The organism is Clostridium paraputrificum AGR2156 (assembly GCF_000424025.1).
In the GTDB taxonomy this organism is placed as follows: Bacteria; Bacillota; Clostridia; order Clostridiales; family Clostridiaceae; genus Clostridium; species Clostridium paraputrificum.
In genome coordinates this window covers 1-26,794 of sequence record NZ_AUJC01000011.1, presented here as the reverse complement: position 1 = coordinate 26,794, position 26,794 = coordinate 1, and the positions used below count along the sequence as shown (strand labels likewise).

The following is a 26,794-nucleotide window of genomic DNA, read 5'->3' as shown; positions in this document are numbered from 1 at the left end:
TATGGTGTTCATAATGAGCGCCTATATTTTTAAATATTAGGGGTAATATTTAACATAATATATAAATTTTATTACATAAAGGGGAGGATTTTATGGAAATCAAAGATAAACTTTACTCGTTATCAGAACGAATAGACTTATTAGTTGAACAAATAAAAACTGAAGAAGGTACAAAACAATCTTTAATACTACCATTCTTTCAAATCTTAGGATATGATGTTTTCAATCCTTTAGAATTTTGTCCCGAATTTGATGCCGATTATGGAGTTAAAAAAGGTGAAAAGGTTGATTATGCAATAATTATTGACAATGAACCTACTATTCTTATAGAAGCTAAATCTTGTACAGAAAAACTTGACAAGCATGGTTCACAATTATTTAGATACTTTAATTCATCTAAAGCAAAATTTGGAGTACTAACTAATGGAATCAAATATCGCTTTTATTCAGATTTAGACGAAATAAATAAAATGGATAAACGTCCTTTTTTTGAGGTTGATTTGAATAATCTAACTGATACACAAATTAACTATCTTACTAACTTTCAACGTGATTCTCTTGATGTTAACTCAATACTTAGTTCAGCTGAAGAATTAAAATACTCAAATCTAATAAAAGACTTTTTCAAACAACAATTAAATAATACTTCTGAAGATTTTACTAACTATATTCTTGGACAAGTTTACGAAGGAAGAAAAACGGCAGCAGTTGTAGAGAAATTTATGCCTATAGTAAAAAAATCTTTTAATCAATTTATGAACGAAACTCTTAGTACAAAGTTTGCCGAAACTCTTAATAATAAAAATTCTATTCAATCTGAAATTGCACTATCTGATGAAACACCTAGCGAATCAGATATAGTTAATAAAATTAACACTACCTCTGAAGAGCTTGAAGGATATGCTATTATAAAATCAATATTAAGGGCAGATATTAATCCAGATGATATTAATTACAAAGATACTGAAACTTATTTTGGTATACTATATCAAAATAATACTCGTAAATGGATTTGTAGATTATACTTAGGAACAAAAAAATCAATAGTATTCCCAACTGTTGATAAAGGTCAAGAAAGAATCTATATTGACAACCTAAATGATTTATATCAATACGAAGACAAGTTTAAAAATATAATTCAAAAATTTATATAATAAATAACCTCATATAATTCAACAATTATACTAATATGTAACAAATAAGAGATGACTTCTCACTTATTATTTAATAATAATTCATAAACTATACAGAATGTTTTAGAGCCACCTTATTTTACAACTATATCCTAAAAAATCAAATAACATAAACTAAGGAGGAGTTTTATGCCTGCACCTTTTAACCCACCATTAACTGAATATGACATCTTATCCTCATTTCCATACTATAGTTCTGTAGACATAATAAAATCTGGAGGAGAAGGTACTGTAGCTAAAGCTATATATCCAAGCGGAAAAATGACTGCTTTAAAAATCTATAGCCCTAATCATCAACAAGTTCGTACAGAAATAGAAGCCAAAAAACTTAGTAAAATAAATTGTAGCAATTTAGTTAATTTATTTAATCATGGTGAAATAACAATACGCTCTATTCAGTGTTATTTTACAGAAACATCCTACGTAAATGGTAAAGATTTACGACGTTTGCTAAATGAAGGCTATCAATTCAATGAAAATGATGTAATTAATTTATTATTATGCATATCTAATGCAATTGATAACTTATGGAAAGAACGTGTTGTTCATTGTGATATTAAGCCAGATAATATAATAAAATGTGGTAATTCATTTATACTAGTAGATTTAGGTATGGCTAAATATTTAGATGAATCTACAATGACAATAGCTGGTACAATAATGGGAACTATAGGGTATATTGCACCCGAACAATTGAATGGTCGCAAAAACTTAACCCAAAAAGCTGATTACTATGCTTTAGGAATTACAGCATATGAAATAGCTACAGGATATCATCCTTTTAATAGAAATCAGAATGATATGTTTACAAAGCCTATTCCAGAATTTCCACATAATTGTTTTATAGATATTAAAATTAAAAAATTAATAACTTCATTAATGAATAAAATACCATATCTACGTCCTTTTACTAGAGAAATGATATGTAATAAACTTGGGAGGTAAAATACATGTTCTTATTAAACCGTGGATACACTACAAACATTAATTCTGAACTCTCTATACCAGGAGTTATATTTTCTTCTGCTCAGCTAGATAAACCTTCTGTTGAGAGACGAGTAACTCTTATAACTTCTTTGAGACTATTTGATCCTCAACTATACTTTCCATTATCTTTAAAGAATTCTTGTAAAAAAACTTTTACAAGACTATCAACCTATCCTTGGTTCAACCCTAATTACGATGAATTTGAAAGTAATACAATGAAATTAACTGAGTTTGTTAAACAATTATCTACAAAACAATCTTATGAAAATGTGTTCTATCCAATTAATGACTTAGACTTAAAAAAAAGAATACAAGACTGCATAGAGTTTCAACAATCCATGAATTGTTCCCACATAATTATTCCTACACCACTAATAATTGATACTGAAGATGCTTTTTGTGAACAATTAAAATGGATAAATGCTAGTATAGAATTTATAAAAAATATTTCCAAACCTGTTTTAATTTCAGTTGCATTTTCACAAACTGTTTTAACTCAAAGAGATTTTGAAGAAAATTCATTGCTTTCATTAATACTTGATAACTTATCTTCTTTTAATGAATTTTCAGGATACTATATCACATTTGAAACTACTACTTCTCAACAAATTACAGATGTAAATATAATAAAAACTATTCTTGAATTTTCTTATGTACTTGGAGAACTATACAATAAAGAAGTCATATTAAATTATACGGACTTAGCTGGACTTCTTGGATTATGTGTAGGTGCAAAAGCTTTTGGAAGTGGGTACTTTAATAAAGAGAAGTATCTAAATTATGAGGACTTTATTGATAAAGAAGGTTTTGGAATTTCATTACCATTCTTTTTTTCATACTCATTAATTGGAGACTTTTTATCTAATAAAGATTTATCAAAATTAAGAGATAAAAATCTCCTTCATTTTATAGAAGAAGATATCACTAAATTTAGCACAAACTTATATGACACATTAATAAAAAATCAAGATGTACAGATGTTAACTGAGTGGAAAGAAAGTAGAAATAATGTAACTGCCGCAAAGTTACATCGCTATGAATTGCTTTCCCAAGTTTCATCTAAAATATCTTCATTACCATTAAAAGATAGGCTTAACCTTACCCAAAAATGGTTACTTAATGCCGATATGAAAACCTCATATTTATTGAATATTATTAAAGCTAAAAATCTTACACAAGATTTTAGTCATATAAAAATATGGAGTAAATGCTTGGACGATTTCATAAAAAAATATTCTTTACTATAAATAAAAAAAGATCTTGTATTAAATATATTACGAGATCTTTTTCCATTTATCTATATTTATACTAAAGTCTTTTAAAATTTTAATTTTATAGTAATGGCTTTTATATATACTTATTTTCTTATTACGTTTTGGCATATACTTCACTTCATACTTCCCGTCATTACTCATATAAATCAATCCGACATTATTTTTTTTATACTCTTCAACCAATAGACTTGATTCATTAATTCGGGCTTTATCAAGTACTACATAAGAATAATCAGCAAATTGAAGGTTAAAAATACCTTGTTCTAGAGCCTCTTGCCACTTTGACAACTTTAACTCTACTGCTATTATTTCTTTAGGAAGTATTACATTCCAACTTCCTAAAACATAAGATCTCTCTGTTACTTTCTCAACAAGACCTGATTTACATAAAATATCTAAGCACTTCTCTAACTCTAATCTTTTTATAAAAAGTTCTTTTTCTATCTTATTAATTGATACTTTCTTATTTGCGCTAATCAATGCAAGAATGCTAAAACATTTAGATGATAATTTTTTTATAGCTTTCTCATAATCAATACACTCCATAAATTGGTTATACTCATTACAATATGAAGCAATACATAAATCAACCATTCTATAATAAATAGGATATTCACAAGCATATATATAATCTTTGTAATCTTTCTTTATAGTATTCATAAATTCCTCAAATTCATTAATTAAAAGCTCAGTCATATCTCTTTCAAATCTAAAACTCATAAATATCCTCCTATATATTAATTATCACATAAATATATTTTACTACAAAAAATATGAATCTCATAGTTTTTTAGACATTTGACGAACATTTGTTTGCATGCTATATATATAAATATACCATATTATTCAAGGGGATGAAAAGACATATGAGAAAAAGACTAGAATTACTAAGTTTAATTGAAAAAGAAAATATAAACGTAGATGAGGAGTTAAGAATTCCAGAGGCATCAGGAATTTATATCAATATTCCTGGAATAAATCCTATTATAGGAATAAATAAAAGTGTTAGTAATGATAAAGAGTATTACTCTATACTAGCTGAAGAACTTGGTCATCACTTTAAAACTATAGGCAACTTAATAAAACAGGAAACTTCTTATATTGGAGATATATTAAAGCAAAAAGAAGAAGTTAAAGCAAAACTATGGGCTTCTAACTTCTTTATTAGTGATGAAGAATTTGTGCAAGCTATTTTGGATTGTTCAAACAACATATATACTCTTGCAGAAAGATTTAATGTTACTGAAGAAATCATAAATTACAAAATTTTATCTATATGCATAGATGATATTAGACTTAATAAAGTCAAAGAAATTATTAGCAGACATGAAGCTCAGTATTTAGCCTGTAATATTTAGTATTAATACATATTTTAATGATTAATATTTTCTCTAAATCACTTTAATTAAGATAAACACTTTATGTATAGTTAAAATAAATTAATTGAAAGGATGTTACATATATGAGATTACCTAATGGTTATGGAACTGTTTATAAATTATCTGGAAATAGAAGAAAGCCATTTATGGTTAGAAAAACCATTGGCTGGTCAGATGAAGGAAAACAATTATATAAAACAATCGGATATTATGAAACTAGAAAGTTAGCACTTGCAGCATTAGCTGATTATAATTCAAATCCTTATAACATTGATGCATCATCTATAACCTTCTCTGAGCTTTTTACTAAGTGGAGCAAAGAAAAGTATATAGATATATCAAAATCAGCTATAAATGGATATAATGCAGCTTATGATACTTCTAAAGAACTACATGACTTACGATTTGTTGATATTAAAGCAAATCATCTACAAAATGTAATAAATACTTGTGGTAAAGGATATGGTACTCAACGAAAGATTAAGAGCTTATATAATCAGCTATATAAATATGCTATGAAGAATGATATTGTCCAAAAAGATTACTCTAACTACGTTGAACTTGGTAAGAAAATTGATTCTATTAAGAGAGTTCCTTTCTCTGAAAAAGAAATAAAAAGATTATTTAAAGTGGCAGATCAAATACCTTTTGTTGATACGATCTTAATTATGATTTATTCTGGCCTTAGAATTGGAGAGTTACTATTAATAAAATCCACAGATATTGACTTAGAAAATGAAATTATTACAGGTGGAATTAAAACTGATGCAGGTAAAAATAGAATAATACCTATAAATAAAAAGATTCTTCCTTTCATAAAAAATCGCTTAGAAGAAGGTCATGAATATTTAATAGTTAACTCTAGAAATAAACCAATGAAATATGATAATTATTATAGAGAAAGATTTATACCTATAATGGAGCAACTTAATATGAATCATAGACCACACGATGCACGTCATACCTTTGCAACCTTAATGAATAATGCTGATGCAAATAGAACATCTATAAAGAAAATAATAGGTCACAGTAGCTATGAAACTACTGAGAAAATTTATACCCATAAAGACATTGAAGAACTAAGAAAAGCCATTAATTTAATATAGTATTTGTTAGAGATACGTTAGTTATATGTTAGTTATACACTTAAAAATAGAAGTTTTTATTTATTTTTATATAAAGAAAAGTCCCACAAACACTTGGTTTGTGGGACTTTGAAAAACTCTTGTATTATCTCTTTGAGAATTGTGGAGCTCTTCTTGCTTTCTTAAGACCGTATTTCTTTCTTTCCTTCATTCTTGGATCTCTTGTTAAGAATCCAGCCTTCTTTAATTCTGGCTTTAAAGCTTCATCAGCTTTAACTAAAGCTCTTGTAATTCCGTGTCTGATAGCTCCAGCTTGACCTGTAAATCCTCCACCATGAACATTTACTAAAACGTCAAATTTATCCTTAGTTCCTGTTAAAACTAATGGTTGGTTAACTATTACTCTCAATGTTTCTAAACCAAAGTAATTTTCGATATCTCTTTTATTAACAACAACCTTACCACTTCCTGGTATAAGTCTTACTCTTGCAACTGATTTCTTTCTTCTTCCAGTACCCATGTATTGAACTTTTGCCATTTCTATTCCTCCTCCCGAGCTTGTATTAGTACTTTAATTCAAGCACTTCTGGTTTTTGAGCTGAATGATTGTGTTCAGCGCCTCTATATACTTTTAACTTAGTTAGCATCTTTCTTCCTAAAACACCACTTGGAAGCATTCTTCTAACTGCTTCTTCAAAAGCGAATTCAGGTTTCTTATCTAGTACTTCTCTATATGGAGTTTCCTTTAATCCGCCTGGATATAGGCTGTGCTTTCTCATTAATTTTTGATCTAACTTCTTACCAGTTAAAACAACCTTTTCTGCATTAATAACGATAACGAAATCTCCGCAGTCAACATTTGGAGTAAATGTTGGCTTATTCTTTCCTCTTAATATTGAAGCAACTTGGCTTGCTACTCTTCCTAGTGGCTTTCCAGCTGCATCTACAACATACCATTTTCTTTCAACTTCTTGTGCTTTCGCAATGTATGATTTCATCTCTTTCCCTCCCTGAACTTACATTTTAGCTTCACTCTTTAAAGTTACCGCATTTATGTCAAGACCCGGGGCTAGTGGATCTTATATACATAAATATTCTAACAAACAATATTATTATAATACACGCTTACGGGCGTGTCAACATTATTTATATCTTTTTTTATTAATAAAAAACTTTTTCTAATACTAATCCATTAGGTGGTACGCAAGGTCCTGCCTTACTTCTATCTCCGTTTCTTATTATACTTTCTATATCTTCTGGTTTTATTTTTCCTTTTCCAACTTCAATTAAGGTACCTACTATAATTCTTACCATATTATAAAGAAATCCATCTGCACTAATAAATATCTTTAGAACATCACCCTTTAACTCTAGTTCTAATCCACTTATTGTTCTTACTGAAGTCTTTACAGAACTTCCATTAGTTTTAAAAGCCTTAAAGTCATGCTTACCTAAAAAATATTTTGCAGCATCTTTCATTAGATTATAATTTAATTCATCTCTAACTTGATATACATAACTTCTTCCTAAGCATACTTTTTCATATCTATTTACTAATGTATAACAGTAAGTTTTACCTTTACTATCATATCTTGAATGAAAGTTCTTATCAACTTCTTCAGATTTAATTATTCCTATATCATCTGGTAATTTAGTATTAATAGCTTCTCTAAATTTATCAGCTGGAATTTTACTATTAGTAATGAAGTTTGCAACCATACCTTTAGCATGAACCCCAGCATCAGTTCTAGAACTTCCTATTAATTCAACCTCTTCACCTGTAAGTAACTTAATTGCTTCTTCAATGCACTGTTGAATGGTTCTGTTATTCTTTTGCTTCTGCCATCCCCCATAGCTTGTTCCATCATATTCTATAGTTAACTTTATATTTCTCATAGATTTCTACACCCTACAAAACAAATCTTATTATAAAGCTTCCAATAAATAAAACAGAAAAAATTCCAAAAGCTATAATATCTACAGAACCAAACTGCAATTCTTTCATTCTAGTTCTCCCAGCACCACCTCTATAGCATCTAGCTTCCATTGCCATAGCTAATTCATCAGCTCTTCTAAAAGAACTTATAAATAAAGGAACTAATAAAGGTATTAAACTCTTAGCTTTTTCAATAATGTTTCCTGTCTCAAAATCTGCACCTCTTGCTTTTTGAGCCTTCATTATTTTGTCTGTCTCTTCTGTTAATGTAGGAATAAATCTCAAAGCAATAGTCATCATCATTGCTAGTTCATGTGCTATTTCTTTTCCAATAGGTCTTAATAACCTTTCTATTCCATCTGTTAATTCTATAGGAGATGTTGTAAGAGTTAGCAATGAAGTTCCAGTAATTAAAAATACCAACCTCAAGGCCATAAATGCAGCTGTTCTCAATCCTTCTAAATATATATTAATAAACCCCAACTCAAATACTAATGTATCAGCAGTACCTTTTATCATAAATATATTTAATGCAGCAGTTAATATTATTAAAAATAAAATCGGCTTTAATCCTTTAAAAATAAATTTAACTGGAATTTTAGCATTTGCTATTATAGCTCCTAAGAAGGAAATTACTAAAATATATCCAACAAACTTATTTATTATAAATAAAGAAGCAATGAATAATATAGCTATTATTATTTTTGTTCTCGGATCTAATTTGTGTGTAAATGATTCACCAGGTATATACTGTCCAATAGTTATATCCTTTAACATAATTCCACCTCCTTAGTTATTCTTGTTAAGAAGCTTAATTATTTCTTCTTTGGCTTGTTTTATTGTATAAATACCATCTGATACATCAAATCCCAATGATTTTAGCTTCAACATTAAATATGTTACCTGTGGCACTGCTAATCCAATACTCTCTAATTTCTCTACTTCTTTAAATACAGTATCAATAGGACCCTGTAACTCTACACTTCCATTATTCATCACTATAACTTTATCAGCAATATTGGCTACATCCTCCATGCTATGACTAACAAGTATTATAGTCATTCCATAGTTATCATGTAACTTTTTAATCTGAGTTAATATATCATCTCTTCCCTTTGGATCCAAACCAGCTGTAGGTTCATCAAGAATTAATGTTTTAGGATTCATTGCAATTACTCCAGCTATTGCTACCCTTCTTTTTTGTCCACCACTTAAATCAAATGGTGATTTATCTTTATACTCATTATAATCCAATCCTACCATTTCCATAGCTTTAACTACTCTTTGATGTATTTCTTCATCAGATAACCCAAGATTTTTGGGTCCAAATTCAATATCTTTTTCTATTGTTTCTTCAAATAACTGATATTCTGAATATTGAAATACTAAACCAACCTTTTTTCTGATATCTACTAACTTTACATTTTTCTCCGTTATATCTATATCATCAATATATATTTTCCCTTTTGTAGGAGATAACAATCCATTTAAATGTTGTATTAAAGTTGATTTTCCTGAACCTGTATGCCCAATCAAAGCTACAAAATCATTATCATTTATTGTTAAATTAATGTCCTTTAAAGCAACTTTCTCAAAGGGACTTCCAGGCATATAAATGTGTGTTAAACTTTCTATTTTAATTGACATACTGCATCCACCATCTCATCTATATTTAAAATTTCAGTACTTATATCTATACCTTCTTTTCTCAATTCATAAGCTAACTCAGTAACTTGCGGAACATCTAATCCTATTTTTTTCATAACATCAACTTTAGAAAATACTTCTCTAGGTGTTCCTTCCATCCTAATTTGGCCATCATCAACAACTATAATTCTATCAGCTTGTGCTGCTTCATCCATATAATGAGTTATTAACACTATAGTAATATTGTGCTGTTTATTTAACTCTTTAATGTTGTTTATAACTTCTTTTCTACCACTAGGGTCTAACATTGCAGTAGGCTCATCAAATACAATACAATCAGGTTGCATAGCTAAAACTCCTGCTATGGCAACTCTTTGCTTTTGCCCACCAGATAATAAATGTGGAGCATGTCTCTTATACTCACTCATCCCAACCTTAGCAAGACTATCATCAACGCGCTTTCTTATCTCCTTAGGATCTACCCCTAAATTTTCAGGACCAAAAGCTACATCTTCTTCAACTATTGTTGCTACAAGTTGATTGTCTGGGTTTTGAAAAACCATTCCTGCTTTGCTTCTAATATCCCATAAGTTTTGCTGATCTTTTGTATCCATCCCATCCACTAATACAGTACCCGATGAAGGTGTTAACAATGCATTAATATGTTTTGCAATAGTTGATTTTCCAGACCCATTATGTCCTAGCACTACTACAAATTCACCTTTAGATACTTTTAAATTAACCCCTTTAATTACCACCTTACCCTCTTGTTCTTCAGTTGATGCATATTTAAAGGTTACATTATCTATGTCTATCATAAAGTTATCCATATACTACCTCCTATTTAACATATATCTTTAGACTATATAGAACATTCTTTATACTCTAAAAATATATTTTTATATTACAAAATGGGGACTAAGTATCAACTTAATCCCCTTATTATTATACTAATTCAAGTATAACTATTTCAGCTCCGTCCCCTCTTCTAGGACCTTTCTTATACATTCTTGTATATCCACCGTTTCTTTCAGCGTATTGTGGAGCTATATTATCAAAAAGATTCTTTACAACAGCTTCTTCTTGTACAAAAGCTAGAACTTGTCTTCTTGAATGTAAATCACCCTTCTTCGCAAGAGTAATCATTTTTTCAGCAAGGCTTCTTGCTTCTTTAGCTCTAGTTTCAGTTGTTTCAATCTTACCGTATTTTAAGAAACTTGTTACAAGACTTCTTAGCATAGCTCTTCTTTGGTCAGTAGGACGACCTAACTTACGATAACCTGCCATGGATTTACCTCCTTACTCATCGTTTAGTCTTAAACCTAAGCCTAGTTCTTTTAATTTTCTTTCAACTTCTTCAAGAGATTTCTTTCCTAAATTTCTTACTTTCATCATATCATCCATTGACTTTGATGCAAGTTCTTGAACTGTATTAATTCCAGCTCTCTTTAAACAGTTATAAGATCTAACTGATAAATCTAGCTCTTCTACAGTCATCTCTAGTACTTTCTCTTTTTTATCCTCTTCTTTTTCTATCATAATTTCAACATCATTCGTATTGTCAGTTAATGACATGAATAACTTGAAATGTTCTATAAGAATTTTAGCTGATAAGCTTATAGCCTCATCAATCTTAATTGTACCATTAGTCCAGATTTCTAAAGTTAACTTATCATAGTCAGTAATTTGACCAACTCTAGTATTTTCAACTGTAAAGTTAACTCTCTTAACTGGTGTGTATATTGAGTCTACAGCAATAGCGGATATTGGTAAATCTTCACTCTTATTTTTATTTTGAGTAACATATCCTCTACCTTTGTTTACTGTTAGTTCCATATAAAGTCTTCCGTTTTCATCAAGCGTTGCAATATGTAAATCCTTATTAACAACCTCTACATCACCGTCAGTCTTTATATCTGCTCCTGTTACAACCCCAGGACCTTTTGCATCTATATAAATTGTCTTTTGACCTTCACCATTCATTCTCAAAGCTAAAGCTTTAATGTTAAGAATTAATTCTGTAACATCCTCTTTAACTCCAGTAACTGTTGAGAACTCATGAAGAACTCCATCAATTTTAACTGATGTTGTTGCAGCACCTGGTAAAGATGATAATAAAATTCTTCTAAGAGCATTACCTAAAGTAATTCCGTATCCTCTTTCAAGTGGTTCTACTACGTATTTACCGTAAGTACCATCTTCGTTTGATTCTACACACTCAATTATTGGCTTTTCAATCTCTAACATACACAAACCCTCCTTATATTTAAAATGGCAACCTTATTTTGAGGGCAACTGATTCTCATATTTGTAATCATACGAAATGTATGATTAACAAATATTAATATACTACTTGCTGTATAACTCGACGATAAGCGTTTCATTAACAGGAACGTCAATATCTTCTCTTGTTGGTTCAGCAACTACTTTGCCTTCGTAGTTTTCGATATTTGCTTCTAACCATTTTGGTAAAGTCTTTGGATTTTCAACGAAAGTCTTGAACTTTTCGCTTCCTCTACTCTTTTCACAAACAGTTATTACATCATTTACACAAACTTTGTATGATGGAATATCTACTTTCTTTCCATTTACTAAGAAATGTCCATGAGTTACTAGTTGTCTAGCTTCATTTCTTGATGCACCATATCCTAATCTATATGCTACGTTATCAAGTCTTAATTCTAATAACTTTAATAAGTTTTCACCAGTAATTCCTTTTATGTGTTCAGCCTTTTCATAGTAATTTCTGAATTGGCTTTCTAAAACTCCGTATATTCTCTTAGCTTTTTGCTTTTCTCTTAATTGAATTCCGTAGTTTGATAACTTCTTCTTGCTAGCTCCATGTTGTCCTGGCGCATAGCTTCTTCTTGCAAAAGCGCATTTATCTGTATAACATCTATCCCCTTTAAGGAACAGTTTCATACCTTCTCTTCTACATAATCTACATGTAGCTCCAGTATATCTTGCCATTAATTACACCTCCTATGATGGTTAATACTAGACTCTTCTTCTTTTTGGTGGTCTACATCCATTATGAGGGATAGGAGTAACGTCTTTAATTAAAGTTACTTCTAATCCTGCTGCTTGTAGGGATCTTATAGCTGCTTCTCTACCTGCACCTGGTCCCTTTACATATACTTCGATGCTCTTTAATCCATGCTCCATCGCTGCCTTAGCTGCTGTTTCAGCTGCCATTTGCGCTGCGAAAGGAGTACTCTTTCTTGAACCTCTAAATCCTAGAGCTCCAGCACTTGACCATGATAAAGCATTTCCTGCTGCATCCGTTAAAGTAACTATTGAGTTATTGAAAGTTGACTTGATGTGTGCAGCACCATGCTCAACGTTTTTTCTTTCTTTTCTTCTTCTAGTCTTTTTAACTTTTTGAGCTGCCATTATCTTCCCTCCTTATTACTTCTTCTTATTAGCGATAGTCTTCTTAGGACCTTTTCTTGTTCTCGCATTAGTCTTAGTTTTTTGTCCTCTAACTGGAAGACCTTTTCTATGTCTAATTCCTCTGTAGCATCCGATTTCTTGTAATCTCTTAATGTTTAAAGCAACTTCTCTTCTTAAATCACCTTCAACATTCATTTCTTTTATAAATGTTCTAATTGCATTAACTTCATCTTCAGTTAAATCTTTAACTCTTGTATCCGGATTTATTCCAGTTTCAGCTAAAATCTTTTGAGATGTTGCTAAACCAATTCCGAATATATATGTTAGACCTATTTCAACTCTTTTTTCTCTTGGTAGGTCAATACCTGCTATTCTTGCCATTAAAATTTACACCTCCTGGTAATTAAAATGCCTTAAAAAATAGATTCTATAGTAATTTAATATATATAATAAAGTTTAGGTCATTAGTGATATTTTCACTAATGCAGCCGCTCCTAAAACCTAATTATTAGATTATTGACTATATAATCATATTTGACTTTACTAAAAAAGTCAATAAATTTTAAATGCCTAATTTGTATTTTTTGTCTAATATTATTTTATATTAGCCTTGTTTTTGCTTGTGCTTTGGATTTTCACAGATTACCATTACTCTTCCTTTTCTTCTTATGATCTTGCACTTTTCGCAAATAGGCTTAACTGATGGTCTTACTTTCATAGCTAACCCTCCTTGTATTAGTAACAGTAGATTTTATACTGCTTTATTTTGCTCTCCATGTAATTCTACCTCTACTTAAATCATATGGAGATAATTCTACTGTAACCTTATCTCCAGGCAGAATTCTTATGAAGTTCATTCTTAATTTGCCTGATATATGTGCTAGAATTGTGTGCCCACTTTCAAGTTCAACTTGGAACATAGCATTGGGTAATGATTCTAGAACAGTACCTTGCATTTCTATAACATCGTCTTTTGACATAAGGTAATCAACCCTCCTTAACAATGCCCTTTAATTTTAGAAGTCTCTTAATCTTTAAATCAGTACTTTTTTCATTTCTTAAAATCGATAATCTTACATCTTCATTTATATTACATATAATACTTAAATGCTTAAGATTCTTTTTCTTAGGATTATTTATAGTCTTAATATTACCATCGGCTACTAGTACGTATTCACTATTAATCTGATTAGTTATTATATATAAATGATTTTTATCTCTTCCAGCTTTTGATAGTACTACTTTTCCAATCAAGTCATTGTTTTGCAAATTCTTCACCTCGATGATTACCTTAGTATAAACCGTAACATTACGAATTTATAACTAAGCAACACTATTATTTTATTAGTGTTAATATTTCGGGCCCATCTGGTAAAATCGCAACAGTATTTTCATAATGTGCTGATAGTTTCCTATCTTTTGTAACAACAGTCCACCCATCAGATAGAGTTAGTACTTTGCAATCACCTACATTAACCATAGGTTCAATTGCTAATACCATTCCTTCTCTTAACTTTGGACCTCTACCCGGCATACCGAAATTGGGTACTTCAGGATCTTCGTGTAGATTTCTTCCGATTCCATGACCTACGAAATCTCTTACAACTGAGAAACCTGAATGTTCAACATACGTTTGAATTGCATGTGAAATATCTGTTAGTCTGTTTCCTATATGAGCAAATTTAACTCCCTCAAAAAAACAATCTTTCGTAACTTCAATTAACTTTTGTGCTTCTTGTGAAACATTTCCTACTGAAAAAGTTCTTGCTGCATCTCCATGAAAACCTTCAAAAACAGCACCACAGTCTACACTTACAATATCGCCCTCAGTTAACTTATAGGCTCCTGGTATTCCATGAACTACTTGCTCATTGATTGATATACAAAGTGATGAAGGAAATCCATACAATCCCTTAAAAGAAGGTTTGGCTCCTTGTTTAATAATAAACTCCTCTGCTATCCTATCTAACTCCGCTGTAGTTATACCAGGTTTTATTTTTTCTTCTATTAATAATAATGTTTCTGCTACTATTCGGCCTGATTTCCTCATATAGTTAAGTTCATTATTATTCTTTATAATAATCACTAAACTGGCTCTCCTAATATAGTACAAATACTTTCAAACACTTCATTAATAGCTTTTGTACCATCTACTGTAGAAAGTAACTCTCTCTCTTTATAGAAATCAATTAGTGGTTGTGTTTGTCTCTCATATACATCAAGTCTTTCTTTTACTGTTTCTTCTGTATCATCTTTTCTTTGAACTACATCCGAACCACAAAGCTCACACTTGCCTTCAATCGGTGGATTAAATTTTATGTGATAACTTGCCCCACATGATGGACACACTCTTCTTCCTGTCATTCTTTCAAGTATAAAATCTCTAGGTACCTCTATACATAAAGCAGTATCTAAAGACTCTTTTCTCTTTTGTAAGAACTCTTGAAGAGCTTCTGCTTGGCTTACCGTTCTTGGGAAGCCATCTAATAAATATCCATTCTCACAATCATCATGTTGAAGTCTATCTTTTACCATATCTATTGTAACTTGATCAGGAACTAACTGACCATTATCAATATACTTTTTAGCTTCTATTCCAAGTGGAGTATTTTCCGAAATATTCTTTCTAAAAATATCTCCTGTTGAAATATGAGGAATTGAATATCTATTACTAATTGATTTTGCCTGTGTTCCTTTTCCTGCACCAGGAGGACCTAGTAATATAATCTTCACGGGCATCATCTCCATTTTATTTTCTATTTAAGAAATCCTTCATAATGACGCATCACCATTTGAGATTGTAACTGTCTTGAGAAGTCCATTGCTACTCCTATTACAATTAACACTGCTGTTGCACCAAATTGAATTCCTTTAAATGGTGTGTATTGTTCCACTAAAATAGGAGTTACTGCTAAAAATGCAGCAAACACACCACCTATAATTGATACTCTAGCTAATATTTTTTCAAAATATTCAGTTGTTTGCTCACCTGGTCTTATTCCAGGAACAAAACCTGCTGACTTATTTAGATTTTCAGCCATCTCATCTGGTTTTAAAGTAACTTCATTATAGAACCAAGTAAAGAATACTGTTAATAAAGCAAATATTACTGGATACATCCATGTTTTTTCATTAAAGATGCTGTAACTACTACCTATAATCCATTGTGAAACACTGCTGTTAGGGAAAAACTGAGCTATAGCTTTTGGAAATCCCATTACTGACATTGCAAATATAATTGCAATTACAGCTGCACTTATTATACTTAACGGAATATGTGTAGATTGTCCTTTCATAACTTTATTACCAACAGCTTTACCTGCATATTGTACTGGAATCTTTCTTTCAGCAAGACTAAAGAAAATAGATATTGCTAATAGAGCAATAACAGCTACTATAAATAAAGCTAATGCTACTTTATCTACTTCTAAACTTAAAACTTTACTAACTGTAAGTGGTAATCTAGAAATAATATTAACAAAAATTAATATTGATGTTCCATTACCAAATCCCTTAACTGTAATTTGATCTCCTAACCAAATACAGAATGTTGATCCAACAACAAGGGACATTATTACTATAACTAATTCTAAACTTGAACTAGATATCATTGCACCTTGTGAACCAAATGAAGCTACTGAACCAATAGCTAATATTATAGCAATTACAATAGCGACATAACGAGTAGCATTTTGTATTTTTTTTCTACCCTCTTGCCCCTCTTTAGATAGTTGCTCTAAAGATGGAATAGCTATTGTTAATAATTGCATTATAATTGATGCATTAATATATGGTGTTACACCTAATGCTAATATACTAAAGTTACTAAATGCTCCACCAGATATTAAATCATAGAAACCAAGTAACCCAGATTGAGTCATCTCTTGTATTCTTGATATAAATTCAGCATTGATTCCAGGAACAGGAATATGAGTTCCCATCCTGAAAATCGCTACTAAAAATATTGTCCAACAGAATTTTTTTCTCAATTCTGGAACCTTCCAGGCATTACGTAGGGTTGATAGCATATTAAATCACCTCAACTTTTCCTCCAGCTGCTTCGATCTTCTCTACTGCAGATTTTGAAAGTTTACATCCTTTTATAGTTAAGCTCTTTTCTAAGTTTCCGTTTCCAAGAATCTTAACTCCATCCATAACTTTACTTATTACTCTCTTCTCAAGTAATACTTCAGGAGTAACTTCAGTTCCGTTTTCAAATATATTTAATCTATCCACATTAATACTAACGATCTTCTTAGCAAATATATTTGTAAAACCTCTCTTTGGAAGTCTTCTGTAAAGAGGCATTTGACCTCCTTCAAAACCTGGTCTTACTCCACCGCCTGATCTAGCGTTTTGTCCTTTTTCACCTTTTCCGGCATTTCTACCTAAACCAGAACCAGTACCTCTACCAACTCTCTTAGGAGCCTTTTTGCTACCTGCTGCTGGCTTTAATTCATGAAGTTTCATTATCAGTACACCTCCTCTAAATTATACTTCTTCTACCTTTAGTAAATAGTCAATCTTCTTAATCATACCTTTTATTTGAGGAGTTTCCTCTTTTTCTACTGTTTTACCAATTTTCTTTAGTCCTAGGGCATTTGCAGTAGCGATATGGTCTTTCTTTCTACCTATTAAGCTCTTAACTAGAGTAACTCTTAACTTAGCCATCGCCAATTCCCTCCTAACCTAGAATCTCTTCAACAGATTTTCCTCTTAATTTAGCTATATCTTCAGCTGTTCTTAAGTTTGCTAATCCGTTGATAGTTGCATTTACCATGTTTCTTGGATTGTTTGAACCTAATGACTTAGCTCTAACATCCTTTAATCCTGCTAATTCAAGTACAGCTCTTGCAGGACCCCCAGCAATAACTCCTGTACCTTCTTTAGCTGGCATTATAAGAACTTTTCCTGTTCCGAAAGTTCCATATATTTCATGAGGAACAGTTGTTCCAACCATAGAAACTTTTACTAAGTTTTTCTTAGCATCTTCTATTCCCTTTTTGATTGCTACTGGAATTTCGATAGATTTTCCCATTCCAACTCCAACGTGTCCGTTTTCGTCACCAACAACAACTAGAGCGCTGAATCTGAAGTTTCTACCACCCTTAACAACCTTAGTAACTCTGTTTATATAAACAACCTTTTCTTTAAGGTCTAGTTGACTAGGATCGATTCTCATGTATTTCCCTCCTTATTTTTTAGAAATTTAATCCTGCTTCTCTAGCAGCTTCTGCTAATTGTTGTACTCTTCCGTGATATACATATCCACCTCTGTCGAACACAACATCTTTAATTCCTTTTTCTAATGCCTTCTTAGCTACTAGTTCTCCTACAAGTTTAGCACCTTCTTTGTTACCGCCCTTTGCAGAGAAGTCTTTTTCTAAGCTTGAAGCAGAAACTATAGTTACAGCATTTATATCATCAATTATTTGTGCATAAATATTTTTTTCACTTCTGTATACTGAAAGTCTTGGTCTTTCAGGAGTACCGAAAACTTTCTTACGAACTCTAAGGTGACGTTTTACTCTACTTGCTTTTTTGTCTACCTTCTTGAACATAAAGCTCACTCCTTTCTATTATTTCTTACCAGTTTTACCTTCTTTACGTCTGATTACTTCGCCTTCGAATTTAATTCCTTTACCCTTATATGGTTCTGGCTTTCTCCAACGTCTGATATCAGCCGCTTGTGCTCCAACAACTTGCTTATCTATACCTTTGATAACAACTTTTGTTGCAGCAGGAGTTTCGAAAGTAATTCCATTCATTGGTTCTATTTCAACTGGATGTGAGTATCCAAGGTTCATTACAAGTTTCTTTCCTTGTAGTTGAGCTCTATAACCAACACCTACTAATTCTAAAGTCTTTTGGTAACCTTCGTTAACTCCAATTACCATGTTATTAATAAGTGCTCTTGTTAATCCGTGAAGAGCTCTGTGCTCTTTTACATCACTAGGTCTAGTAACAACAACTTCGTTGTTTTCAACCACTATCTTAATGTCTTTGTGCATAGCATTTACTAGCTCACCTTTTGGTCCCTTAGCTGTAACAACATTATCTGCTGATACAGTTACAGTTACGCCAGCAGGAATAGCTATTGGTAATCTACCTACTCTTGACATAATTGCACCTCCTGTATTCTTCTCGTACAAACATATATTTAATCTATCTAGTTACTTCCTATATAAGATACTACCAAACGTAGCAAACTACTTCTCCGCCTAGTCCCATCTTTCTAGCTTCTCTATCAACCATTATTCCCTTAGAAGTTGATATAACAGCTATTCCTAATCCGTTTAACACCTTTGGAGTTTCATCTTTTTTACAGTAAACTCTTAATCCTGGCTTAGATATTCTCTTTATTCCAGTAATAACTCTTTCTTTGTTAGAACCGTATTTAAGAGATATTCTTAACATTGGTACAACACCATCATTGTACTCATCTATTTCTTTAATATATCCTTCTTGTAATAATATATTTGCTATTGCCTTCTTCACATTTGAAGAAGGTACTTCTACTACCTCATGTCTTACAGCATTTGCGTTTCTAATACGAGTTAGCAAATCTGCTATAGGATCTGTCATAACCATTTAATGTGCCTCCTTTCGCTCTATGAATCGATATTACCAGCTTGCTTTCTTGCATCCAGGGATTTGTCCCTTATAAGCAAGTTCTCTGAAACAAATACGGCATATACCGAACTTTTTAAGTACTGCATGTGGTCTACCACATATTCTACATCTTGTATAAGCTCTTGTTTTATATTTAGGTGTCTTATTCCACTTTTCAATAATAGCTTTACGTGCCACGACTTTCCCTCCTTATTATTGAGCGAATGGCATTCCAAGGAATCTTAATAATTCTCTTGCTTCTTCGTCAGTGTTAGCTGTAGTTACGAAGATTATATCCATTCCTCTCACTTTATCGATTTTATCGTACTCTATTTCTGGGAATATTAATTGCTCTTTAATTCCTAGTGAATAGTTTCCTCTTCCATCAAATGACTTGCTTGAAACACCTCTGAAGTCTCTAACTCTTGGTAGAGCGATTGCCATTAGCTTATCAGCAAATTCATACATCTTTGCTTTTCTTAATGTAACTTTACATCCTAATGGCATATTTTCTCTTATCTTAAAGTTAGCAACAGATTTCTTTGCTCTAGTTAATATTGGCTTTTGACCAGCTATTAATGTTAAATCATTAACTGCTGCTTCTAAAACCTTTTGATTTTCTTTAGCTTCTCCAACACCCATATTGATTACTATCTTTTCAAGTCTTGGAACTTCCATTATATTTTTATAACCAAACTTTTCAATCATAGCTGGTATAATTTCTTTTTCGTACTTTTCTTGAAGTCTTGTCATATTGATTTACCTCCTTTCAGATTCTAGAATGTTTCTCCGCACTTCTTGCAAACTCTTACCTTAGCTCCGTCTTCTAATAACTTATTGCTAATTCTAGTTGCACTCTTGCACTTTGTACAATATAACATAACCTTTGAGCTGTATATAGCAGCTTCCTTTTCTATAATAGCACTTTCGGCTTGATTTCTAGTAGCCTTTTGGTGCTTCTTAACTATGTTAACTCCTTTTACAAGAACCTTTCCTGTCTTAGGATATACTTTTAAAACTTCTCCAGTTTTTCCTTTGTCTTTTCCTGAAATAACTACAACTGTGTCGTTCTTTCTTACATGTACCTTCAAGTTAGCCACCTCCTCTATTATAGAACTTCAGGTGCTAATGATAAGATTTTATTAAATTCTTTATCTCTTAGCTCCCTAGCAACTGGTCCGAAGATACGAGTTCCTCTTGGTTGCTTATCATCTTTTATTATAACTGCAGCATTTTCATCAAACTTAATGTATGAACCATCTGCTCTTCTTAATCCTCTTACAGATCTAACTATAACAGCCTTTACTACGTCACCTTTTTTAACAACTCCGCCTGGTGTTGCACTTTTAACGCTAGCAACTATTACATCTCCAATGTTACCGAACTTTCTCTTAGATCCGCCTAAAACTCTGATACACATGATTTCTTTTGCACCTGAGTTATCTGCTACCTTTAGTAAGGTTTGTTGTTGTATCATTGAATTACCCTCCTTTCAGTCTTTAAAGCTTATTTTGCTTTTTCAACTATCTCAACAAGTCTCCATCTCTTATCTTTAGATAATGGTCTAGTCTCCATTATTAATACTCTATCATTTATTCTAGCTTCATTATTTTCATCATGAGCTTTAAACTTAGTAGTTCTGTTAACAGTCTTACCATATAACGGATGTCTTACCTTAGTTTCAACAGCAACTACGATAGTTTTATCCATTTTGTCAGAAACAACTCTACCAATTCTTTTCTTTCTTAGTGCTCTTTGTTCCATTTAAAGAATACCTCCTTCCGATTACTGTTGAACCTTTAGCTCTTCTTCTCTTAAGATGGTTTTTATTTGGGCTATAGATTTCTTAACTTCTCTTATTCTCATAGGATTTTCTAATTGTCCTGTAGCTAATTGGAATCTTAAGTTGAATAATTCAGCTTTTAAATCTCCTAATTTAGCTTGTAAATCTTGAGGATTATTTGCTCTTAATTCTTTTAATTCTCTAGCCTTCATTATTCTTCACCACCCATTTCCTCAAAATCTCTTCTTGTAACAAACTTTGTTTTTACAGGAAGTTTGTGTGATGCAAGTCTCATAGCTTCTCTTGCAACTTCTTCATTAACTCCTGATAACTCAAATAAAACTCTACCAGGCTTAACTACTGCTACCCAATATTCTGGTGAACCTTTACCTGAACCCATTCTTGTTTCAGCTGGTTTCTCAGTTACTGGCTTATCTGGGAAAATCTTTATCCAAAGTTTTCCTCCTCTTCTGATGTATCTATTTATAGCAATTCTGGCTGCCTCGATTTGATTACTTGTAATCCAACCACAACTAGTAGCTTGAATACCGAAATCTCCATAAGCAAGGAAATTTCCTCTTGTAGCTTTACCTTTCATTCTACCACGTTGTACCTTACGATGCTTTACTCTTTTAGGCATTAACATGATCTATTCCTCCTTTCTTACGCGTCAACTTCTTCCTTTTCAACTTTTTTAGTTGGAAGAACTTCTCCATTATAAACCCAAACCTTAACTCCGATCTTACCGTATGTTGTATCTGCTTCAGCAAATCCATAATCAATGTCTGCTCTTAAAGTTTGTAGTGGAATTGTTCCTTCGTGATATTGTTCTGTTCTAGCTATTTCTGCTCCTCCTAATCTTCCTGAACAAGCAGTCTTAACACCCTTTACTCCGTGTTTCATAGCTCTTTGAATTGTTTGCTTCATAGCTCTTCTGAATGAGATTCTCTTTTCTAATTGAGCAGCAATATTTTCTGCCATTAATTGAGCATCTGCTTCAGCATTCTTAACTTCAACAATGTTTATTAAAACATTCTTTCCGCCAATTAACTTATTTATCTTTTGCTTTAAGGCTTCGATTCCAGCTCCACCTTTTCCAATAACAACACCTGGCTTTGCAGTGTGTATGTTTAACTTAATTCTCTTAGCAGCTCTTTCTATTTCGATCTTTGAAATACCTGCTGAGAATAATTCTTTTTTTACATATTCTCTGATCTTGTTATCTTCAACTAAGTTATCAGCAAAGTCTTTTTTATTAGCATACCACTTTGCATCCCACTCTTTAATAACACCTACTCTAAGTCCGTGAGGATGTACTTTTTGACCCACTTATATTTCCCTCCTTCTTCTAAGCTCTTTCTTTAACAACTACAGTTATGTGGCTTGTTTTCTTAAGAATCTTAAACGCTTTACCATGGTCCATTGGTCTAAATCTCTTTAGTGTTGGACCTTGACCAACGTGTATTTCTGAAACATATAATTTGTCAGTATCTAATGCAAAATTATTTTCTGCATTTGCAACAGCTGATTTTAAAACTTTGTTAATAACTACTGCTGCTTCTCTTGGAGTGTATTGTAAAATAGCAAAAGCTTCTTTAACATCTTTTCCTCTTATTAAATCTGTAACTGCTCCTACCTTAATTGGAGACATTCTTACATGCTTAGCTATAGCCTTAGCTTCCATATCTTGTTCCTCCTTTCCTGGCGCCTATACTATCTTTTAGACTTCTTATCTGTGTCCACGTGCCCTTTGAAAGTTCTAGTTAAAGCGAACTCTCCAAGCTTATGTCCAACCATATCTTCTGATACATATACAGGAACATGCTTTCTTCCATCGTGAACAGCTATTGTATGACCTATCATTTGTGGGAAAATTGTTGAACTTCTTGACCAAGTCTTTATAACCTTTTTCTCACCATTTGCATTCATTTCTTCAATCTTTTTAATTAATCCTTCATGGACAAAAGGTCCTTTTTTTGTTGATCTACTCACTTATATTGCCTCCCTTCACTAACCTTAGGCTGATAAGCCATGAAGAGAATAGGTTCTCTTCATATTACTTATCGTTTCTTCTCTTAATGATAAATCTATCAGAATACTTCTTATTCTTTCTAGTCTTGTATCCAAGTGCTGGTTTACCCCATGGAGTAACTGGACTTGGTCTACCGATTGGTGATCTACCTTCACCACCACCATGAGGGTGATCGCAAGGGTTCATTACAGAACCTCTAACAGTAGGTCTCCATCCCATGTGTCTCTTTCTACCTGCTTTACCTATATTAACTATATCATTAGTTGAGTTAGATACAGTTCCTACAGTAGCTCTACATTCGATTCTTACATATCTCATTTCACCTGAAGGTAATCTTAATGTAGCGTAGTCTCCTTCTTTAGCCATTAATTGAGCTGAAGCTCCTGCAGATCTAACTAATTGAGCTCCTTTTCCAGCTTGTAACTCTATGTTGTGAACAACTGTACCAACTGGTATATTCTTTAATGGAAGAGCATTACCTGCTTTGATATCTGCTTCTGGTCCTGATACAACTACATCTCCTACAGCTAAACCAGCTGGAGCTATTATGTATCTCTTTTCACCATCTGCATATACTACTAAAGCAATGTATGCTGATCTATTTGGATCGTATTCTATTGTAGCAACCTTTGCTGGAACACCATCCTTATTTCTCTTAAAATCAATTACTCTATACTTTCTCTTAGCACCGCCACCACGATGTCTAACAGTTATTTTACCTTGTGCATTTCTACCACCATTTTTCTTTAAAGAAACAAGAAGTGATTTTTCAGGTACATTTGTTGTAATTTCTTCAAATGTTGCCATTGTCATTTCTCTTCTTGAAGGGGTAGTTGGTTTAAACTTTTTAACTGCCATTTTGTTACCTCCTTCTTACAGCTTATCTGGTGTTTTACACCAATAAATCACCTTTATTTAACTATTGTAATCCTTCAAAGAATTCTATTCCCTTGCTATCTGCTGCAAGTGTTACAATAGCTTTCTTGTAGTCAGATCTCTTTCCTACATGTACGCCCATTCTCTTAGTTTTTCCCATAGTTCTTATAGTTTGAACGCTAGCAACTTTAACTCCAAACACTTCTTCAACAGCTCTCTTTATTTGAGACTTGTTTGAATTAATGTGAACTATGAAAGTGTACTTATTTTCTGCCATAGCTGTCATAGTCTTTTCAGTTATAACAGGCTTTCTTATTATATCATGGCTTGTTAACTTCATTATGCGTACACCTCCTCAATCTTTGATACAGCATCTTTAGTCATGATCACTTTTTCAAACTTTAGTAAATCATAAACATTGATGTTGTTTACAGGAATTACTGAAACTCCTTCAATATTTCTAGCTGACTTATAAACCACTTCGTTTGATTCAGCTGTTACTATTAATGTCTTATTAGCATTGAAAGCTTTTAGCATTTCTGCCATAGACTTAGTCTTGATTGCTTCAAATTCAAGATTTTCTAAAACGATCATCTCTTCATTTTGAACCTTACAAGTTAATGCAGACTTCATAGCTACTCTTCTCATGCTCTTTGGTACTGACATTCTGTAATCTCTTGGCTTTGGTGCAAAAACAACACCACCCTTAATCCATTGTGGAGCTCTTATAGAACCTTGTCTTGCTCTACCTGTTCCCTTTTGTCTCCAAGGCTTGATTCCGCCTCCTCTTACTTCAGCTCTTGTCTTAGCTGATTGAGTTCCTTGTCTCTTGTTTGCAAGTAATGCAACAACTACTTGGTGCATTGCATCCTTATTAACTTCAACTGCGAAAACATTATCGTTTAATTGAATTTCTCCAACTTGCTTTGCTTCTTTATTAAATAATCCTACTGTAGGCATCCTGTGCGTCCTCCTTTCTTACAGAAATTAAGCCTTAACTGTATTTCTAATAACTACTGTACCTTTATTAGGTCCTGGGATTCCACCCTTTATTAGTATTAAATTTTTTTCAGCTATAACTTTAACTACTTCTAAGTTTAATACTGTTGTATTAACAGCACCCATGTGACCTGGCATATGTTTATTCTTAAATGTTCTTGATGGATCTGATGATGCTCCCATTGAACCTACTGCTCTATGGAACTTAGAACCATGTGACATTGGTCCTCTTTGAGCATTCCATCTCTTAATTACACCTTGGAATCCCTTACCTTTAGAAATTCCTGATACATCAACCTTATCTCCTACCGCAAAAACGTCAGCCTTTATTTCTTGACCAACTTCATATTCGCTAGCATTTTCAAGTTTGAATTCTTTAAGTGTTCTTCTTAATGAAACTCCTGCTTTAGCAAAATGTCCCTTAGCTGGCTTGTTAACTAATTTTTCTCTTATTTCACCAAAACCAACTTGGATAGCTTCATACCCATCTTTTTCTGTTGTCTTCTTTTGAACAACAACACATGGACCTGCTTCTACTACTGTTACAGGAATCATCTTTCCATTTTCATTGAAAATTTGAGTCATTCCTATTTTCTTACCTATAATAGCTTTTTTCATTTTACTTACACCTCCCAAACTAATTAGCGGATTGTAACACAATCATAATAGTTCAATCTCTATTTAAAAGTTTTGCTATTAAAGCTTTATTTCGATATCTACACCTGCTGGTAGATTTAATCTCATTAATGCATCAACAGTCTTTGGTGATGGATTAACGATATCTATAAGTCTCTTGTGAGTTCTTATTTCGAACTGCTCTCTAGAGTCCTTGTATTTGTGAACTGCTCTTAATATTGTAACAACATCTTTTTCTGTTGGTAGTGGTACTGGACCAGCAACCTTAGCTCCTGTTGATTTAGCAGTTTCAACGATTTTTTCAGCTGATTGATCTAATATTGTGTGATCAAAAGCCTTTAATCTTATTCTTATTTTTTGTTTTGACATCTTGGTTTCCCTCCTTTTCATGTACGCTTTACTTCTAACGCACAACAGCGGTTATCTGTAAACTGTTCCTGGTGTTTCACACTTTTAAACAAATCTAACAGATTCCCTGTCGTCGGATTCTAGATCCAGACATACTCATCAAGAATTACCCGGAAGTCCGGCAACCTCTTGATTCATCGCTGTTTGCTCTGCAACTTCTTTATTATACTATTTTTCATTAATGTTTTCAAGTTTTTTAATTACATTATTTTTAATTTTTATTTGTATAATATTAACTGTTTTTTCATCTCAACTGTACTTTATTTTATATTCTTTTTTATTCACTTTCAAGCACTTTATTATGTATTTAATGCTTAATACTTATATATTATCCAAAGTTTAGTAATGTTATAATAAATAACTTCTCTTTATATAATAATTTTTCTATAAAGAAAGAGTAGAAGACGTCTCCTCTACTCTTTATAACCAAGTTTAAATTTAAACATTATATGATTCTAAAATTATTCTATTATGCTAGTAACAACACCTGAACCTACAGTTCTTCCACCTTCTCTGATCGCGAATCTTAAACCTTCGTCCATTGCTACTTGAGT

General features: G+C 32.1%; 45 protein-coding genes. 5 read left to right on the top strand and 40 right to left on the bottom strand.

The genetic code is table 11. The features are described from left to right. Positions 1–92 precede the first annotated feature (92 nt). The 3 genes from G594_RS0112080 (at position 93) to G594_RS0112070 (ending at position 3,427) form a co-directional block, all read left to right on the top strand. On the top strand, positions 93–1,154 hold the full coding sequence (locus G594_RS0112080) for a type I restriction endonuclease (RefSeq protein ID WP_027098825.1): 1,062 nt from the start codon (positions 93–95) through the stop codon (positions 1,152–1,154). A gap of 168 nt (positions 1,155–1,322) precedes the next feature. Continuing rightward, positions 1,323–2,138 (top strand): serine/threonine-protein kinase, encoded by an 816-nt coding sequence (locus tag G594_RS19670; RefSeq protein WP_051195998.1) that lies wholly within the window; start codon positions 1,323–1,325, stop codon positions 2,136–2,138. Positions 2,139–2,143: 5 nt separating this feature from the next. Next, the gene (locus G594_RS0112070; protein WP_027098824.1) at positions 2,144–3,427 is read left to right on the top strand and encodes a hypothetical protein; all 1,284 of its coding nucleotides are present in this window, start codon (positions 2,144–2,146) and stop codon (positions 3,425–3,427) included. Between the two features lie 27 nt (positions 3,428–3,454). Here the strand turns inward: G594_RS0112070 and G594_RS0112065 are convergent, their stop codons facing one another. Beyond that, entirely contained in the window at positions 3,455–4,174 is a 720-nt protein-coding gene (locus G594_RS0112065) for a hypothetical protein (protein WP_027098823.1), read from the bottom strand. 146 nt (positions 4,175–4,320) lie between these two features. Here G594_RS0112065 and G594_RS0112060 point away from each other — a divergent pair, with 146 nt between their 5' ends. Together G594_RS0112060 and G594_RS0112055 are read left to right on the top strand one after the other, a co-directional pair. After that, a complete protein-coding gene (locus tag G594_RS0112060; protein WP_027098822.1) occupies positions 4,321–4,812 on the top strand; it encodes an ImmA/IrrE family metallo-endopeptidase in 492 nt (163 codons plus the stop codon). 104 nt (positions 4,813–4,916) lie between these two features. Next, positions 4,917–5,939, top strand: coding sequence for a tyrosine-type recombinase/integrase (locus G594_RS0112055; protein WP_027098821.1), 1,023 nt, complete (start codon positions 4,917–4,919; stop codon positions 5,937–5,939). A 124-nt stretch (positions 5,940–6,063) separates the two neighbouring features. Here G594_RS0112055 and rpsI read toward each other — a convergent pair whose 3' ends face one another. The 39 genes from rpsI to G594_RS19930 all read right to left on the bottom strand — a co-directional run. Then, entirely contained in the window at positions 6,064–6,456 is a 393-nt protein-coding gene (gene rpsI, locus G594_RS0112050) for a 30S ribosomal protein S9 (protein ID WP_027098820.1), read from the bottom strand. Positions 6,457–6,481: 25 nt separating this feature from the next. Continuing rightward, entirely contained in the window at positions 6,482–6,916 is a 435-nt protein-coding gene (gene rplM / locus G594_RS0112045) for a 50S ribosomal protein L13 (protein ID WP_027098819.1), read from the bottom strand. A 163-nt stretch (positions 6,917–7,079) separates the two neighbouring features. Then, a complete protein-coding gene (truA, locus tag G594_RS0112040; protein WP_027098818.1) occupies positions 7,080–7,814 on the bottom strand; it encodes a tRNA pseudouridine(38-40) synthase TruA in 735 nt (244 codons plus the stop codon). A gap of 13 nt (positions 7,815–7,827) precedes the next feature. Beyond that, entirely contained in the window at positions 7,828–8,631 is an 804-nt protein-coding gene (locus G594_RS0112035; protein WP_027098817.1) for an energy-coupling factor transporter transmembrane component T family protein, read from the bottom strand. A 12-nt stretch (positions 8,632–8,643) separates the two neighbouring features. Then, positions 8,644–9,501, bottom strand: coding sequence for an energy-coupling factor transporter ATPase (locus tag G594_RS0112030; RefSeq protein ID WP_027098816.1), 858 nt, complete (start codon positions 9,499–9,501; stop codon positions 8,644–8,646). Continuing rightward, complete coding sequence (locus G594_RS0112025) at positions 9,486–10,331, bottom strand: energy-coupling factor transporter ATPase (RefSeq protein WP_027098815.1); 846 nt, start codon at positions 10,329–10,331, stop codon at positions 9,486–9,488. The genes G594_RS0112030 and G594_RS0112025 overlap by 16 nt, the downstream gene beginning before the upstream one ends. Before the next feature lie 115 nt (positions 10,332–10,446). Beyond that, positions 10,447–10,788 carry a 50S ribosomal protein L17 gene (gene rplQ / locus G594_RS0112020; RefSeq protein WP_027098814.1) on the bottom strand — a complete coding sequence of 114 codons (342 nt, stop codon included), beginning with the start codon at positions 10,786–10,788 and terminating at the stop codon, positions 10,447–10,449. A gap of 12 nt (positions 10,789–10,800) precedes the next feature. Continuing rightward, a complete protein-coding gene (locus tag G594_RS0112015; RefSeq protein ID WP_027098813.1) occupies positions 10,801–11,748 on the bottom strand; it encodes a DNA-directed RNA polymerase subunit alpha in 948 nt (315 codons plus the stop codon). 102 nt (positions 11,749–11,850) lie between these two features. After that, entirely contained in the window at positions 11,851–12,471 is a 621-nt protein-coding gene (gene rpsD, locus G594_RS0112010; protein WP_027098812.1) for a 30S ribosomal protein S4, read from the bottom strand. A gap of 27 nt (positions 12,472–12,498) precedes the next feature. Further along, positions 12,499–12,894, bottom strand: a complete 396-nt coding sequence (gene rpsK, locus G594_RS0112005) for a 30S ribosomal protein S11 (protein ID WP_021876963.1) — start codon at positions 12,892–12,894, stop codon at positions 12,499–12,501. Positions 12,895–12,909: 15 nt separating this feature from the next. Then, the gene (gene rpsM, locus G594_RS0112000) at positions 12,910–13,275 is read right to left on the bottom strand and encodes a 30S ribosomal protein S13 (RefSeq protein ID WP_027098811.1); all 366 of its coding nucleotides are present in this window, start codon (positions 13,273–13,275) and stop codon (positions 12,910–12,912) included. 223 nt (positions 13,276–13,498) lie between these two features. After that, complete coding sequence (rpmJ, locus tag G594_RS0111995; protein WP_003448032.1) at positions 13,499–13,612, bottom strand: 50S ribosomal protein L36; 114 nt, start codon at positions 13,610–13,612, stop codon at positions 13,499–13,501. Between the two features lie 43 nt (positions 13,613–13,655). Further along, positions 13,656–13,874: a translation initiation factor IF-1 gene (gene infA, locus G594_RS0111990; RefSeq protein ID WP_027098810.1), complete on the bottom strand. Its 219-nt coding sequence runs from the start codon at positions 13,872–13,874 to the stop codon at positions 13,656–13,658. 7 nt (positions 13,875–13,881) lie between these two features. Further along, a complete protein-coding gene (locus tag G594_RS0111985; RefSeq protein ID WP_027098809.1) occupies positions 13,882–14,163 on the bottom strand; it encodes a KOW domain-containing RNA-binding protein in 282 nt (93 codons plus the stop codon). A 67-nt stretch (positions 14,164–14,230) separates the two neighbouring features. After that, positions 14,231–14,980, bottom strand: a complete 750-nt coding sequence (gene map, locus G594_RS0111980; protein WP_027098808.1) for a type I methionyl aminopeptidase — start codon at positions 14,978–14,980, stop codon at positions 14,231–14,233. Beyond that, entirely contained in the window at positions 14,980–15,627 is a 648-nt protein-coding gene (locus tag G594_RS0111975) for an adenylate kinase (RefSeq protein ID WP_027098807.1), read from the bottom strand. Before G594_RS0111975 ends, map begins: the two co-directional genes overlap by 1 nt. 23 nt (positions 15,628–15,650) lie before the next feature. Then, positions 15,651–16,922 carry a preprotein translocase subunit SecY gene (secY, locus tag G594_RS0111970; protein ID WP_027098806.1) on the bottom strand — a complete coding sequence of 424 codons (1,272 nt, stop codon included), beginning with the start codon at positions 16,920–16,922 and terminating at the stop codon, positions 15,651–15,653. A gap of 1 nt (position 16,923) precedes the next feature. Beyond that, positions 16,924–17,364: a 50S ribosomal protein L15 gene (gene rplO / locus G594_RS0111965; protein WP_027098805.1), complete on the bottom strand. Its 441-nt coding sequence runs from the start codon at positions 17,362–17,364 to the stop codon at positions 16,924–16,926. Between the two features lie 21 nt (positions 17,365–17,385). Further along, the gene (rpmD, locus tag G594_RS0111960; protein WP_027098804.1) at positions 17,386–17,565 is read right to left on the bottom strand and encodes a 50S ribosomal protein L30; all 180 of its coding nucleotides are present in this window, start codon (positions 17,563–17,565) and stop codon (positions 17,386–17,388) included. Between the two features lie 13 nt (positions 17,566–17,578). Beyond that, positions 17,579–18,076, bottom strand: a complete 498-nt coding sequence (gene rpsE, locus G594_RS0111955; RefSeq protein WP_027098803.1) for a 30S ribosomal protein S5 — start codon at positions 18,074–18,076, stop codon at positions 17,579–17,581. A 19-nt stretch (positions 18,077–18,095) separates the two neighbouring features. Further along, positions 18,096–18,455 (bottom strand): 50S ribosomal protein L18, encoded by a 360-nt coding sequence (gene rplR, locus G594_RS0111950; protein WP_027098802.1) that lies wholly within the window; start codon positions 18,453–18,455, stop codon positions 18,096–18,098. A gap of 18 nt (positions 18,456–18,473) precedes the next feature. After that, positions 18,474–19,016: a 50S ribosomal protein L6 gene (rplF, locus tag G594_RS0111945; RefSeq protein WP_027098801.1), complete on the bottom strand. Its 543-nt coding sequence runs from the start codon at positions 19,014–19,016 to the stop codon at positions 18,474–18,476. A gap of 70 nt (positions 19,017–19,086) precedes the next feature. Beyond that, the gene (rpsH, locus tag G594_RS0111940; protein WP_027098800.1) at positions 19,087–19,485 is read right to left on the bottom strand and encodes a 30S ribosomal protein S8; all 399 of its coding nucleotides are present in this window, start codon (positions 19,483–19,485) and stop codon (positions 19,087–19,089) included. A gap of 33 nt (positions 19,486–19,518) precedes the next feature. Next, positions 19,519–19,704, bottom strand: a complete 186-nt coding sequence (locus G594_RS0111935; RefSeq protein ID WP_027098799.1) for a type Z 30S ribosomal protein S14 — start codon at positions 19,702–19,704, stop codon at positions 19,519–19,521. A gap of 15 nt (positions 19,705–19,719) precedes the next feature. Beyond that, positions 19,720–20,259 (bottom strand): 50S ribosomal protein L5, encoded by a 540-nt coding sequence (gene rplE, locus G594_RS0111930; RefSeq protein WP_027098798.1) that lies wholly within the window; start codon positions 20,257–20,259, stop codon positions 19,720–19,722. Positions 20,260–20,282: 23 nt separating this feature from the next. Then, a complete protein-coding gene (rplX, locus tag G594_RS0111925; protein WP_027098797.1) occupies positions 20,283–20,597 on the bottom strand; it encodes a 50S ribosomal protein L24 in 315 nt (104 codons plus the stop codon). Positions 20,598–20,614: 17 nt separating this feature from the next. Next, complete coding sequence (gene rplN / locus G594_RS0111920) at positions 20,615–20,983, bottom strand: 50S ribosomal protein L14 (protein WP_027098796.1); 369 nt, start codon at positions 20,981–20,983, stop codon at positions 20,615–20,617. A gap of 29 nt (positions 20,984–21,012) precedes the next feature. Then, positions 21,013–21,270: a 30S ribosomal protein S17 gene (gene rpsQ / locus G594_RS0111915; RefSeq protein WP_027098795.1), complete on the bottom strand. Its 258-nt coding sequence runs from the start codon at positions 21,268–21,270 to the stop codon at positions 21,013–21,015. 21 nt (positions 21,271–21,291) lie between these two features. Continuing rightward, entirely contained in the window at positions 21,292–21,501 is a 210-nt protein-coding gene (gene rpmC, locus G594_RS0111910) for a 50S ribosomal protein L29 (protein WP_027098794.1), read from the bottom strand. Next, positions 21,501–21,935: a 50S ribosomal protein L16 gene (gene rplP, locus G594_RS0111905; RefSeq protein WP_027098793.1), complete on the bottom strand. Its 435-nt coding sequence runs from the start codon at positions 21,933–21,935 to the stop codon at positions 21,501–21,503. The genes rpmC and rplP overlap by 1 nt, the downstream gene beginning before the upstream one ends. A gap of 17 nt (positions 21,936–21,952) precedes the next feature. Next, on the bottom strand, positions 21,953–22,618 hold the full coding sequence (rpsC, locus tag G594_RS0111900; protein ID WP_027098792.1) for a 30S ribosomal protein S3: 666 nt from the start codon (positions 22,616–22,618) through the stop codon (positions 21,953–21,955). A 19-nt stretch (positions 22,619–22,637) separates the two neighbouring features. Next, positions 22,638–22,973, bottom strand: coding sequence for a 50S ribosomal protein L22 (gene rplV, locus G594_RS0111895; protein WP_027098791.1), 336 nt, complete (start codon positions 22,971–22,973; stop codon positions 22,638–22,640). A 29-nt stretch (positions 22,974–23,002) separates the two neighbouring features. After that, entirely contained in the window at positions 23,003–23,281 is a 279-nt protein-coding gene (rpsS, locus tag G594_RS0111890) for a 30S ribosomal protein S19 (RefSeq protein ID WP_027098790.1), read from the bottom strand. A gap of 64 nt (positions 23,282–23,345) precedes the next feature. Continuing rightward, positions 23,346–24,179, bottom strand: coding sequence for a 50S ribosomal protein L2 (gene rplB / locus G594_RS0111885; protein ID WP_027098789.1), 834 nt, complete (start codon positions 24,177–24,179; stop codon positions 23,346–23,348). Between the two features lie 61 nt (positions 24,180–24,240). Continuing rightward, positions 24,241–24,537: a 50S ribosomal protein L23 gene (gene rplW / locus G594_RS0111880; RefSeq protein WP_027098788.1), complete on the bottom strand. Its 297-nt coding sequence runs from the start codon at positions 24,535–24,537 to the stop codon at positions 24,241–24,243. Then, complete coding sequence (gene rplD, locus G594_RS0111875; RefSeq protein ID WP_027098787.1) at positions 24,537–25,157, bottom strand: 50S ribosomal protein L4; 621 nt, start codon at positions 25,155–25,157, stop codon at positions 24,537–24,539. Before rplD ends, rplW begins: the two co-directional genes overlap by 1 nt. 27 nt (positions 25,158–25,184) lie before the next feature. Then, the gene (gene rplC / locus G594_RS0111870) at positions 25,185–25,814 is read right to left on the bottom strand and encodes a 50S ribosomal protein L3 (protein ID WP_027098786.1); all 630 of its coding nucleotides are present in this window, start codon (positions 25,812–25,814) and stop codon (positions 25,185–25,187) included. Positions 25,815–25,892: 78 nt separating this feature from the next. Further along, entirely contained in the window at positions 25,893–26,201 is a 309-nt protein-coding gene (rpsJ, locus tag G594_RS0111865; protein ID WP_021876938.1) for a 30S ribosomal protein S10, read from the bottom strand. A 500-nt stretch (positions 26,202–26,701) separates the two neighbouring features. After that, positions 26,702–26,794: EF-Tu C-terminal domain-related protein (locus G594_RS19930; RefSeq protein WP_479723510.1), on the bottom strand; the 93-nt coding region annotated here is incomplete at its 5' end.